Annotated in this window: 12 protein-coding genes; all 12 read right to left on the bottom strand. The window is 52.5% G+C overall.

All coding sequences use genetic code 11. The features are described from left to right. Positions 1 to 106: 106 nt before the first annotated feature. The 12 genes from EDM58_RS03960 to EDM58_RS03905 all read right to left on the bottom strand — a co-directional run bounded on the left by EDM58_RS03960 (position 107) and on the right by EDM58_RS03905 (position 11,352). Entirely contained in the window at positions 107 to 1,384 is a 1,278-nt protein-coding gene (locus tag EDM58_RS03960; protein WP_122912202.1) for an MFS transporter, read from the bottom strand. A 5-nt stretch (positions 1,385 to 1,389) separates the two neighbouring features. After that, positions 1,390 to 1,821 carry a MarR family winged helix-turn-helix transcriptional regulator gene (locus EDM58_RS03955; RefSeq protein WP_122912180.1) on the bottom strand — a complete coding sequence of 144 codons (432 nt, stop codon included), beginning with the start codon at positions 1,819 to 1,821 and terminating at the stop codon, positions 1,390 to 1,392. 201 nt (positions 1,822 to 2,022) lie between these two features. Continuing rightward, entirely contained in the window at positions 2,023 to 2,463 is a 441-nt protein-coding gene (locus tag EDM58_RS03950) for a hypothetical protein (protein WP_122912179.1), read from the bottom strand. A 5-nt stretch (positions 2,464 to 2,468) separates the two neighbouring features. Continuing rightward, on the bottom strand, positions 2,469 to 3,680 hold the full coding sequence (locus tag EDM58_RS03945) for a sensor domain-containing diguanylate cyclase (RefSeq protein WP_122912178.1): 1,212 nt from the start codon (positions 3,678 to 3,680) through the stop codon (positions 2,469 to 2,471). A 24-nt stretch (positions 3,681 to 3,704) separates the two neighbouring features. Then, complete coding sequence (locus tag EDM58_RS03940; protein WP_023555891.1) at positions 3,705 to 4,019, bottom strand: DUF3870 domain-containing protein; 315 nt, start codon at positions 4,017 to 4,019, stop codon at positions 3,705 to 3,707. A gap of 241 nt (positions 4,020 to 4,260) precedes the next feature. After that, positions 4,261 to 5,163: an N-acetylmuramic acid 6-phosphate etherase gene (gene murQ / locus EDM58_RS03935; protein ID WP_122912177.1), complete on the bottom strand. Its 903-nt coding sequence runs from the start codon at positions 5,161 to 5,163 to the stop codon at positions 4,261 to 4,263. Then, complete coding sequence (locus EDM58_RS03930) at positions 5,156 to 6,145, bottom strand: N-acetylglucosamine kinase (RefSeq protein WP_122912176.1); 990 nt, start codon at positions 6,143 to 6,145, stop codon at positions 5,156 to 5,158. The genes murQ and EDM58_RS03930 overlap by 8 nt, the downstream gene beginning before the upstream one ends. Beyond that, positions 6,132 to 6,920 carry a carbohydrate ABC transporter permease gene (locus EDM58_RS03925; protein ID WP_425455600.1) on the bottom strand — a complete coding sequence of 263 codons (789 nt, stop codon included), beginning with the start codon at positions 6,918 to 6,920 and terminating at the stop codon, positions 6,132 to 6,134. Before EDM58_RS03925 ends, EDM58_RS03930 begins: the two co-directional genes overlap by 14 nt. A gap of 83 nt (positions 6,921 to 7,003) precedes the next feature. Beyond that, on the bottom strand, positions 7,004 to 7,849 hold the full coding sequence (locus EDM58_RS03920) for a carbohydrate ABC transporter permease (protein WP_246000537.1): 846 nt from the start codon (positions 7,847 to 7,849) through the stop codon (positions 7,004 to 7,006). Positions 7,850 to 8,020: 171 nt separating this feature from the next. Further along, complete coding sequence (locus tag EDM58_RS03915; protein ID WP_122912175.1) at positions 8,021 to 9,361, bottom strand: ABC transporter substrate-binding protein; 1,341 nt, start codon at positions 9,359 to 9,361, stop codon at positions 8,021 to 8,023. Positions 9,362 to 9,425: 64 nt separating this feature from the next. After that, positions 9,426 to 10,472 (bottom strand): serine hydrolase domain-containing protein, encoded by a 1,047-nt coding sequence (locus EDM58_RS03910; RefSeq protein WP_122912174.1) that lies wholly within the window; start codon positions 10,470 to 10,472, stop codon positions 9,426 to 9,428. 16 nt (positions 10,473 to 10,488) lie between these two features. After that, positions 10,489 to 11,352, bottom strand: a complete 864-nt coding sequence (locus tag EDM58_RS03905) for a MurR/RpiR family transcriptional regulator (RefSeq protein ID WP_122912199.1) — start codon at positions 11,350 to 11,352, stop codon at positions 10,489 to 10,491. Between the last annotated feature and the right edge of the window lie 74 nt (positions 11,353 to 11,426).

The raw sequence follows: 11,426 nt of genomic DNA, 5'->3' as shown, positions 1-11,426 counted from the left end.
CTTTTCCGTTCCGGCTTGGTCAAGATCCCAAATGCCTTCGCTTTTTTCTCCTTTTTCCTCGGGCCAGCTTTTCCTGGTCCTCTTGCCTCAAATGATGTTTTCCCATTCATGCCTTACGACTCATAATCTTATCTGGCTCAGGCATCAGGAGATTCAAAGCAGCAGCTCCGACAAGCAATAGGACCGAGACATAAAATGCGAGCGTATAATCACCCGTGTGTTCATAAAACATACCGGGCAAGTATGCTCCCAACGCTGAACCTGCCTGATGGCTTAGAAAAAGCCAGCCCATGACTAGTCCCATGGAGTATTGTTTGAAATGCTGCGTTGCAAGTAGTTGGGTAGGCGCCACCGTTGCAAAATCCACAAGACCAAACGAGATTGCGAACAGAAGCAGCAGCGATGGATGTCCGACAAAAAACAGCAGAAGTTCGGGATCACTTACAAACACAATCAAGAAACAGATTGAAAGAGCGCGCAATATGTACAAGGCCGCCAAAAATTTTCTGCTGCTCCAGCGATCCGCAATAAAACCAGACATTAATGTCCCCATCGTGTTAAAAGCAGCCAGCAGACTCACAGCCAACCCAGTCACGGTTGTTGTAAACCCGCAAAGTTGGGCGAATGGGATCAGATGGGTATCCATCAAGCCGGTGGTAGTAAATCCGCAGATAAAAAAGGGTAAAATCAAGTACCAGAAGTTCCTGGATCGAAAAATGCTCCCGACCGGGGGAGCTGCGTCATTAGGGATTCGGTTGCCTGGTTTATCTTCTTCTCTAGCCCCCCCGATCGGCTGCAGGTTCTTTTCGGCAGGATGATTCCGCAAAAGGAACAGCAGAACCGGGAAAATGACGATTAGCAGGAAGAAACCAAAAATGGCAACGGCCATTTTCCAATCGTACCACTGAATGAAAAAAAGGGCGGCAGGAACCACTATCATTTGTCCAACGCTAAAGCCGGCTTCCAGCACGCCGAACGCTAAGCCTCGCTTTTCGTTAAACCAATTGGAGACAAGGACAGTCGCCGCTACATTGGAGGCTCCACCTACGCCGATGGACGCAACTACGCCGTAGAGGAAAAACAATTGCCATGCTGATGTGATCCATTGTGTAAACAGCATGCTAAGACCAACCAAAAGAGTACTGTATAGAAGTATCGTTCGAGCTCCGAAGCGATCGATCAGCCTGCCTGCAATCGGTTGGGAGACTCCATAAATGATAAAGCTCAGCGTCGAGACAAGTGAAATAGTGCCGCGATCCAGAGAGAATTCGTTCTCCCATGATTCAATAAAGGCGCCAAAAGAAAGCCTTATACCCTGTACGGCCAATAAAGCGAAAAATGTTACGAACAAAATGATCCAAGCATAGTGCAGTTTCTTTTCCATTGATATCAACTATGACCTTTCTGACCTAAACCCAATTTGGTCAGCATGCTTTTGAACATTTTCGCTTCTTCCTCACTGAACATCGAGATTACCTCTTTATTCACGGCATCGGTTACCTGATTCAACGGCTTTTCCAGTTCGCTACCTTTGGGAGTCAGAAAAATCAGGTTTGTCCGACGGTCATTGAGATCGGGACGCCTCTCAATGAGGCCCATTTTTTCCAATCGATCGAGCACACCTGTAATGGTTGCTCCATCCAAACGCAGCCTACTTCCCAATTCCACTCCTTTTTGTCCATCCTTTTCCCACAGAACATGTAAGAGGACAAACTGGACAGGAGTTATTCCGTACTGAGAAAGTGCCGCCTTTTCCATCTGCCAGACCTTTTGATACGCTTTTCCCAACAGAAATCCATAGCAATCTTCAATACGATCCATATGAACCCTCCTTACTCCTCACAGAAAGTCATTAGGTTAAGCATAACATGCACACATATTATTTGCATACAAATAATATGTGTGCAATGATATATGAAGCACTACGCTACATTTTCTTATAACCGGGTAGAAACAATGGGACGTAAAAAAGCAGCCGGTCAATCCCGACTGCCCCTCGCGTTATATGAACGTCCTGTAAAATCAGACTCTATTCGCCTTATTCACCCGAATCCTCGCAACCACCATTGCCAGCAATACGCTGATGATCCCTCCCGCAAAAATATAGGCGGGGGTATAGTACGGAGCCGCCTCGCCGCGGATGAATTGCAGCGGTTCGGGGTTGCCGTAGCCATGGGAAGCATAGTAATACCCGATCAAATAGATCGAAACACGCTCGCATACCACCGTCAAAAGACTGATTTGAAAAGCTTCCATGACCGGTCTTTCACTGAAGTATCGCAGAATGAAACCAAGAATGAGATAAGGTATGGTCACCATCCCGATCCCGATAAACATCCCGGATTGATCCCAATTATGATCGAATGGCGTTTGAAAAATGACATGGTACATGGCAAACGCTGTCCAGAGCACAACAAAGTATAAAAACGTCATCATCGCCAAGCCTACCGCTAGTTTTTGCATGGTCCTCACCCTACCGCGTAGACAGTCGTACAGTTCTTTCCATTGCGCTTGGATCTGTACAAAGCCTCATCAGCCGCCCGCTTCAGTCCGTCCCCCGTATTCGCATCGGACGGATAACAGGCGATCCCTACGCTGACAGTGATGGGAATGCAGGCGTCTTCCTGAATCAGCGGAAACTCCTCGAGATAATCACGAATCGCGCACGCCTTTTTCTTTGCCTCCTCCAGGGTTGCATTCGGGGAAAGCAGCATGAACTCGTCACCCGCGTAGCGGTACGTGGTATCGCCATCTTCGGCAACCGCTCTCATCGCATCCGCAACCCGTCTGATCAGCTCGTCCCCCAGATGATGGCCATAGCGGTCGTTGACGGTTTTGAGACTGTCTGAATCCAGCATGATCAAAGCGATGGGCCTGCCTTCGGTCATAAGCTGTTCGAGATCCCGGTGAAAAGCCCGATAGTTGGACAAGCCCGTCAGCTCGTCCTGAAAGGACATCTGGTATAGGCGCTCATACAATCTCGCATTCTCTACAGCGCTGGCCACCTGAAAGCCGATGATTTTCAGCAGCTCTTCATCATCCTGCTTGTAAGCGAACTCCTTGTAGGACTGAACGGAAATGACGCCGATTACCTGCTTGCCCAGCATCAACGGGACGAACAGGCACGTATTGGTATCGACTTCCTCTCTGCCCCATCGGATGATCTCGATCTCACTGGGCTCGTCGCTCATCGTGCGAAGGTGGATCGTCTCTCCGCTTTCTATTACTTTGGTAACCAAGCCTTGTCCGTAGGGTATCGTGTAGGGGCCGTAATTGACTCCGCTCTCGACGCTGATCGGGATCTGAAATTCACTGTCCCCTTCGTTGAGAAAAGCGATGAAAAATGCATCTGCCCTCATCACCCGCGAGACCAGCTCGAATGCCTTCCACAATATTTGATTGACGTCGAATGTCATTGCAAAGGTATGGCTCAAATCATGCAAAATTTTCATATGTTCTGACATTCGTTGCATCTCGGTTACCTTCTCATGCAAGTTTCCGATCTCTTGCAATACACGGCCGTGCAGAACGCTGTCCGCCTCTGGCAATTTCGTTTTCATTTCGTTAACCGTCAATTCTACCTCTATCTGATCCACTTGTTCGATTCTGCTGATCCATTGACAGTACTTTTCCAACAATTGGCGAGTGTATACGTCTTTTTCTGTAAGGTCCTCACGCATGTGCAACCCTCCGGCTATAGGCTATCATGTTTTTGATTCGAGGTAACGATCCACCGCAGCGCGAATGGCCTGGAGAACTGCCCCCTGACCTGGACCCAGAAAGCGTTCCGAAACGACCGGGGTAATCTCTTTCATCCCTTGCGCAACTGATTTTCCCAGAAGCAAACTTGCCAGAAACTCGTTTGTCTTCTCCATGACAAAAGTAAAGCTCGCATCGCATATCACATCATGTTCCTTATCAATAATCAGGACACAACCTACGATCGGAGAGACCTCGTATAGCGTTGTCCCTTTGGGAATTTGCGCAAAACCCGCTGTTAAAATCGTATGATTCCCCATCCACTGCGTCCCTCCAAACCTGCCTTCGCTGCATCCAGCCAGTTCAGGCAATGAACGCCATTTTCCCAAAAAGGTATGGGAAAATGGCCACTCCTGTTAGAAGAAATAGCCTCAGCCGTGATCCATTTCCATTCAAATTTTATTTTACTTTATTCTATTCCCCTTTTCCATCTTTTTCTAATAGGGAATGTGCTGGATGAAAAAGAGACCTGAGCCGTGTCGCAAAGGTCTCTTGGCTTTTCTATTCTTGTTCGATCGCCTGCCGAACTCTACCAGCTGCTCTATGTAAACGTTGTGCTGCTTGCTCTTTCGTCAATCCCGCCAGCTTCATTACGATGGCTACCCGCACATCGCCAGAAGCCTCGGCGATGAGTCGTTCTGCCTCTTCGCTGCCAGCTCCGGTCGCTTGCATGACCATCTGCTTCGCTCGCACACGCAGCTTCTGATTGGTCGCCTGCAAGTGAACCATGAGATTGCCGTATACTTTGCCAAGCTGGACCATGCTCGCTGTCGTAAGCATGTTCAGCACCATTTTGGTGGCCGTACCGGCTTTCAATCTGGTCGAGCCCGTCACGACCTCTGGGCCCACAATCAGGTTGATGGCGATATCCACCCCCTGACTGATATCCGGCTCAGGATTGCAGGAGAGAGCGATCGTTTTGGCCTGCCTGCGCCTCGCCTCCTCCAGCACGCCGATCACGTAAGGCGTACGGCCGCTTGCCGCGATGCCGACTACGACATCCTGGCTCGTCACACCGATCCGCTGGACGTCCTCGCGCCCCAGCTCCAGCGAGTCTTCGGCCCCTTCGATCGCTTCCACCAAGGCAGCTGGCCCGCCTGCTATGACGCCTTGGACCATACCCGGAGGGGTGCCAAATGTAGGCGGACACTCCGAAGCGTCCAACACCCCGAGTCGTCCGCTCGTTCCGGCACCGAAATAGAGCAGCCGTCCCCCTCGCTGCAGGGCAGCGGCGATCACTTCCACCGCTTTTGCCACATCGCCAAGCGCCGCCTTGACCGCCAGCGCCACCTTTTGGTCCTCTTCGTTCATCAGCGTCACCGTTTCCAGTGCGGACATCTGATCGAGCCGTTCACTCGCCTGATTGCGCATCTCGGTCTGAAGCTCTTGCAGATTCTCACTCATCAACATCGCTCCCCTCCTGAACCGCCTGCGTTTTCCGAAGCTGTTCGATCACTTCTCCGTCTGGCAGAATCCGTATTTTCTTCAATCCCGCTACCAGAGCGCCAACTACAGGCGATACGACAGGCACACACAGCTCAAAGTCCGCTGTCTTCTCGAGCTCCCGCCTCAAACTGGTATCGGTCGACAGTAGACCTCCGGCAAGAACGACAGGCAGAGGTTCGTCCAGTTTCCGCTGGCAGGCGTGAACCAATTCCACCAGCGAGGCTGCCGCTTGCTGAATGATTTGCATCGCAACAGCATCTCCCCCCTGCGCCGCCTGCTCAACCAGACGGCTGCAATCGGCCAGCTCCTTGCGCGGATTGGAGCTCCCATAGATCAGCGCAATCGCGTCCGCAGGCGAGCGGATTGCATAATGGGCGAGCAGCGCCTCTGTCAATGAAGTGGCTTCCCCTCTGCCATCGAATGCCCGCAGGACAGCCACGACCGCCTGCTTGCCAAGGTCAAATCCGCTGCCTTCGTCCCCCAGCAAATAGCCCCAGCCTCCGGCGCGGTGCCGCTGCTCGTGTCGATCAATCGCATAGGCGATCGACCCCGTCCCCGCGATCAGAACGATGCCGGGCTCCCCCCATGTCCCTGCGTAGAGGGCGGCTGTGGCGTCGTTGTCGACGAACAGACGCCCCTGCCACTCCTGCCCAAAGGCTGACGAGATCTGATTCGCTACCAAAGCGCGGTCCGCCCCTGCCAAGCCGAGATAGAGTGCGGCTACGTCCTCACTTCCCGCTTCAACACTGCGAACCAACGCCTCTATCAATTCTCGCAGCGTCTGCTCCACATCCGTCCAAGGCCGCGACAGCGGATTGGAAGCATCACCTGTCATGATTGCGGCCACCTGTCCCCTCGTATCCGCGATCGCCGCTCTGGTCTTGGTCCCGCCTCCATCGATCCCGATCACCCAGCGTTTCCGTTGCTTATTTGACTGCACCAGCTGTCAACCCCTCCATAAATTGCCTGGACGCCAGCAAAAAGACCACGATCATCGGCAGAGCGGACAAGGTAAGACCGGCAAACAACAGGCTCCAGTCCGTCTCGTACTCGCCGAACAAGACCATCATCCCGACTGGTATCGTCTTGAGCGCATCCTCCTGAATGAAGATGAGCGGAAAGAAAAAATCATTCCAGGCACTGATGAAATTAATGATGACCACGGTGCCCAGGGCTGGGCGAATCAGCGGCAGCAGCACCCGCCAAAACACCTGGAAGTGATTGCAGCCATCGATTCGCGCCGCCTCCTCCAGTTCGACAGGAAGGGTACGGAAAAACCCGGTCAGGATAAAGACCGAAATCGGAATGCCGCTCGCTGTGTAGATCAAGATCAGCGACCAGAGCGAATTGAGCAGGCCGAGATTTTTCATCAGCAGAAACAACGGAACGATCCCCAGCTTGATCGGGATCATCAAGCCCACAAGAAAAAAGAAGTAGAGCACTCCTGTCCAGCGGTAGGAAAAACGTGCGACATAAAAGGCTGCCATCGCCGAAAAGACCGCGATCAGCACGACCGATGTGACACTGACGATGACACTGTTGAGCAGGAAATCGCCAAAAGGCACAACCTCCCACAGCTTCCGGTATACATCCAGGCTGAAGGACTGGGGCAAGGAGAGCGGATTCGCAAAGATCTCCATGTTCGTCTTGAATGAAGAAGCAACCATCAGCACGATGGGATATAGCGCCACCAGGACAAACAGATAGGCAAGCATGTACTGGATCGCACGGGTACTCACACTTGTTTTCAGGTCCAATTCCCCCTTTCTCCAGACTGCCGATGGTAGTGTTCACCCGGTCAATGCTGCACTTCCCGTTTTCGCATCAAATACAAGGACAACGCCGACACCGAGGCGACAATCGCGAAGAGTACGACCGCCAGAGCTGAGCCCAATCCAATCGCCACGTCCCCGCCTCCCGCACTGCTGAACGCCAGCCGGTAGAAATAGACTGCCAGGGTATCGGTAGAGCGAAACGGCTCTCCCATCGACCCCTGCATGGCATACACCAGCTCAAAGGCTTCAAATGCCTGAATAAAGGTAAAAATGGTCATAATCGTGATAGCGGGCATGCAAAGCGGCAAAATGATCTTCACCAGCATGCTGATCCCTTTGGCCCCATCCAGACGTGCTGCTTCGATCAGCTCCTCCGGGATCGACTGAAGGCCAGCCAGGAAAATCAGCATGGCAAACCCGATCCCAAACCAGCAATTGACCAGAATGATCGCCAGCAAGGCGGTATCCGGATCACCAAGCCACGGCTTTGCCCACGAGCCCAGCCCGAGATTGGTAAACAGAGTATTGAGAGCGCCGTAGTTCGGGTTCAGAATCAATTTCCATAAAAACCCAACTACAATCACGGAGAGCAGGCGCGGCATGAAGTACGCCACCTTTAAAAAGCCCGAACCGCGCAGCTTGCGATAAATAAAGAAGGCAAGCGCAAAAGCAATGCCGTTTTGCACAATCATTTCCACAAGAAAATAGATCACATTATGGCCAAAGGCGTTCCAGAACATCGTATTGAACGGCTCGACGGAAAACAGCGTCAGAAAATTTTTGAGACCGACGAACACTCCCTGCTTGATGCCATTCCATTCATACAAGCTGTAGGTAAACGCGGAGAAAATGGGATAGACGACAAACATGGCGTAGATGACAAGGGCCGGCAAAGGAAACAGATGGACTATCCATCGAAAGCGTCCCTTTGGCGTAATCGTTTGTCTTTTGGGAACACCGATGTTCGCCACCTCCTATCTCAGAGTCACAGGGGCGAAGGACGAGACGCCATTCACCCCTGCCATAGCCCTCGCAAATGCCTATTTTTTGAACGGCTCAAACCAGGAAGCAGCCGATTTTTGCACTTCCTGCACGACCTGCTCCGGCGTCATCTTGTCGAGGTACATCCCTTGCAAAGCATTTTCGAGCGTCTGCTTCGTCGTCGGATTCCCCTCAGCAAAATGAACCACCATGATGTACGGCGTGGAACTGGATTGCGACAGCTCCGCCATCTTGTTGACCAGCGGGTCGGTTGTCTTGACGCCGGGAACTGCGCTGATCCGCTTGAATTCGTTGGCAAACAGCTCGCCGAACTTTTGCGTGGTCATGAACTCCAGGAATTTCAGCGCTTCGGCTTTGTGCTTCGCCTTGGCGTTCACTGCATAGGAGCCGTCTACCCACGTAGTCAGCACCGCTTTGCCGTCCTCTGTCGGCATCGGGAAGAAGTCGAGCTGCAGATCCGGATTGAGCTTCTGAATCCCTTCGAGTTCAAAGCTTCCATTGATAAACATGGCTGCTTTTCCGGTCGCGAACAAGGTGCGCATATCATTTAATTCCAACCCCACATAATTTTCCGGGAAATAAGGCACCAGTTCCTTCATTCGTTCGATGGACTTCAGGAATTCCGGACTGGTCAGATCAACCTCTCCTTTGACCAGCTTCTCCACGAAAGGATTGCCATTGTAGGTCCCAGGCGCGATGACACCGTGGCTGAGCGAGAGCAGCCAGCCTTCCTTGGCGCCAAAGGAAATCGGCGTGATGCCTTTTTCCTTCAGTGTTTTGGAAATGGCGATCAACTCATCCCAGCTTTTCGGCTCCTTCAGGCCATTGTCCTCGAAGATTTTTTTGTTGTAGTAAAATTGCGTGGAGTTCAGAGACAACGGCACTCCGTACACCTTGCCATCCTTGCCGGTAGCAGCAGCCAGGACGTCTTTGGGGAATTGATCGATGCCAGACAGGTTGTCGAGCGGCTCCAGATACCCAGCTGCAGCCAATGAGATTCCCGGTGCGTACGGACGAAGCTGCAGGATGTCAGGACCGCTGTCGCTTTGCAGGGCGGTATTGAGAATCGTGTTGTACTCAGTTGCCTTGAATGGCTTGAAATCGATCTTGATGCCGGGGTTCTCCGCTTCAAATGCTTGAATCAGCTTGGAGTAGCCTTCGGTATCCTCTACCCGCCAGCTATGCATGGAGACGGTGACCTGTTCACCCCCGCCTTGGCTGCCGCCACTCGAGCCTTCAGACGTTTGACCTCCCGGCGCGGCTGTACTGCCGCCAGGATCGGTAGTACCGCTGCCGCCGCCTCCCCCACTACATCCAACCAGTGTCATGACAGCAGCCAGAAAAATGGATGCCGCCATGCGAGAACGGAATTGCTTCATGCCAAACCCTCCCCCTGAATGATAAAACTGGTCTTTTCCTGCCATCCCTGATGGACACGCAGGATTATTCGGTCAGGCCCTTGCGTATACGGGCCGTGACAGCGTCGTGAAGAAGCGGCCGCAAGCGGCGAAGCTGATGGTCTCGCCCGAGATGCACCGCATTCGTCAGGAAAACAACCGCGATCTCTTGGACCGGATCCATCCAAAGACTCGTTCCGGTGAAGCCTGTATGCCCAAAGCTGGTCGGATGGAAACGCACCCCGCAGCTGCTCTCCCGGTCTGGTCCTTTCAAATCCCAGCCGAAACCACGCGTTCCGCCGCGGCCCAAGGTATGGCAGCGAATCGCGATGGATCTCCATTTCGATTCCAGTATCGCCCTCTCCTCGTCCAGCCAGCTGAGCGCATAGACGGCCAAGTCGTCAGCGGTAGCAAACAGACCAGCATGACCGGCTACTCCCCCCATCGCGTACGCCTTTTCATCGTGAACCTCTCCGCAGATGTAGCCGCCGATTAAGGAAGAATACTCCGTAGATGCAATATTTTGAAAATGGGATTTATTCGGACAATAAAGGGTGTGATTCATCTGCAAAGGGCGGAAGATATGCTTCTGCGCAAATGCATCCAACGGTTCGCCGCTGACCCTCTCGATCAACAATCCCAGCCAGATCATCCCGAGATCACTGTAGACGACCTTGGTGCCTGGCTCGCTTTGCAACGGCTGCTGATAGATCAACTCCGGGAAGACCAGGGTGTCATCACGATTCCGCTGTTCCAAATCTGCTGGCAAGCCGGATGTATGTGTAAGCAGATGCGCGACGGTTATTCCTTTCTTGTCAGCCGGGCAATCCGGAAAAAACCTGCCGAGCGGATCCTCCGGCGCCAGCTGTTTCTTCTGCATCAGCCACAAGATCGCAGGCAATGTCGCCGTCACTTTGGTCAAGGAAGCCAGATCATATAAAGTCTCGGACGTTACGGGCTGCTCCTTGCTGACGGAAGTTGTCCCTGCCTCGCAGGCGTACCAGACCTTGCGTTTATGCACAACCCGCAATGCGGCTCCCGGCAGCAATCCTTCACGGACCCATTCCTGCAATAAATCTTTTACCTCGTCCATGCCCCTCCTCCATTCCTCATCCGGATGAGCGCTTTGTCCTGCTTACCGCCACCCGCGTTTTTTCCAGCAGTGGGATGACCTCCTCCTGCTGTCTGCTCACCATGGTAATGAACAAAATGTCGATGACGTTCAACTGGGCGATTCGCGATGCCATGGCACCGCTGCGTATGCTTTTTTCCACAGAACTCGTAAACAAGCGTATATCAGCCAGCTCCGCGACGGGAGAAGGGCCGAATTTGGTCAAGGTAATAATGGTCGCTCCTTGCTGTCTCGCTTCCGTCAAGGACTGGATAATATCTTCCGTCTGTCCGGAGTAGGAGATGCCGATCACGACGTCTTGCTCTGTCAGATTGACAGCAGAAGTCAGCTGAGCATGAAAATCCGCGTAGGCTTCGCACCAGAGATTGATCCGCGAAAATTTCTGTTTGATGTCAGCCGCAATCACCGCGGAAGCGCCGACGCCATAGACATCGATTTTGCGCGCCTGGGAGAGGGAGTCTGCCGCCCGCTTTACTTCATCGCTGGACAGAACAGACAGCGTATCCTGAATGGACTGGATATTGTTCCAGCTCACCGCTTGCATGATGGACTCGATCGAGCCCTCCATCATGATTTCCTGGTAGCTGCCGAGATTGTTCGTGACTTGTTTGTTCAAATCTCCTGCAATTCGCAGCTTGAGCTCCTGGTACCCTTTCATATTGAGTGAACGGGCCAAGCGAATAATCGTCGCTTCCGATACGCCGCTCAGCTCAGCCAGCTTTTGCACGGAGAGCTTCACGACCTCTTCCGGATGCGCCAAAATATACTGGGCGACTTTTTGCTCAGATGGCTTCAATTCTTCCAATATCGCCTGCAAACTGACAAGTCCCCCGTTTAGCATGTTGCCACCGTCACTTTCACCCAAATCTTACCTTCTATTGTAGGAAGTAATATTTCTTTCGTCAATCGCCAATT

The organism is Brevibacillus panacihumi (genome assembly GCF_003710985.1).
Classification (GTDB): domain Bacteria; phylum Bacillota; class Bacilli; order Brevibacillales; family Brevibacillaceae; genus Brevibacillus; species Brevibacillus panacihumi.
This window is presented reverse-complemented; position numbering and strand designations above follow the sequence as displayed.

Bases quoted from the DNA above. Each gene is read 5' to 3' on its own strand.
- EDM58_RS03950 (WP_122912179.1), bottom strand. From the start codon at position 2,463: ATGCAAAAACTAGCGGTAGGCTTGGCGATGATGACGTTTTTATACTTT.
- EDM58_RS03940 (WP_023555891.1), bottom strand. From the start codon at position 4,019: ATGGGGAATCATACGATTTTAACAGCGGGTTTTGCGCAAATTCCCAAA.
- EDM58_RS03910 (WP_122912174.1), bottom strand. From the start codon at position 10,472: ATGGACGAGGTAAAAGATTTATTGCAGGAATGGGTCCGTGAAGGATTG.
- EDM58_RS03905 (WP_122912199.1), bottom strand. From the start codon at position 11,352: ATGCTAAACGGGGGACTTGTCAGTTTGCAGGCGATATTGGAAGAATTG.
- EDM58_RS03915 (WP_122912175.1), bottom strand. From the start codon at position 9,361: ATGAAGCAATTCCGTTCTCGCATGGCGGCATCCATTTTTCTGGCTGCT.
- murQ (WP_122912177.1), bottom strand. From the start codon at position 5,163: ATGAGTGAGAATCTGCAAGAGCTTCAGACCGAGATGCGCAATCAGGCG.
- EDM58_RS03955 (WP_122912180.1), bottom strand. From the start codon at position 1,821: ATGGATCGTATTGAAGATTGCTATGGATTTCTGTTGGGAAAAGCGTAT.
- EDM58_RS03960 (WP_122912202.1), bottom strand. From the start codon at position 1,384: ATGGAAAAGAAACTGCACTATGCTTGGATCATTTTGTTCGTAACATTT.
- EDM58_RS03945 (WP_122912178.1), bottom strand. From the start codon at position 3,680: ATGCGTGAGGACCTTACAGAAAAAGACGTATACACTCGCCAATTGTTG.
- EDM58_RS03925 (WP_425455600.1), bottom strand. From the start codon at position 6,920: ATGCTTGCCTATCTGTTTGTCCTGGTGGCGCTATATCCCATCGTGCTG.
- EDM58_RS03920 (WP_246000537.1), bottom strand. From the start codon at position 7,849: ATGTTTGTCGTCTATCCCATTTTCTCCGCGTTTACCTACAGCTTGTAT.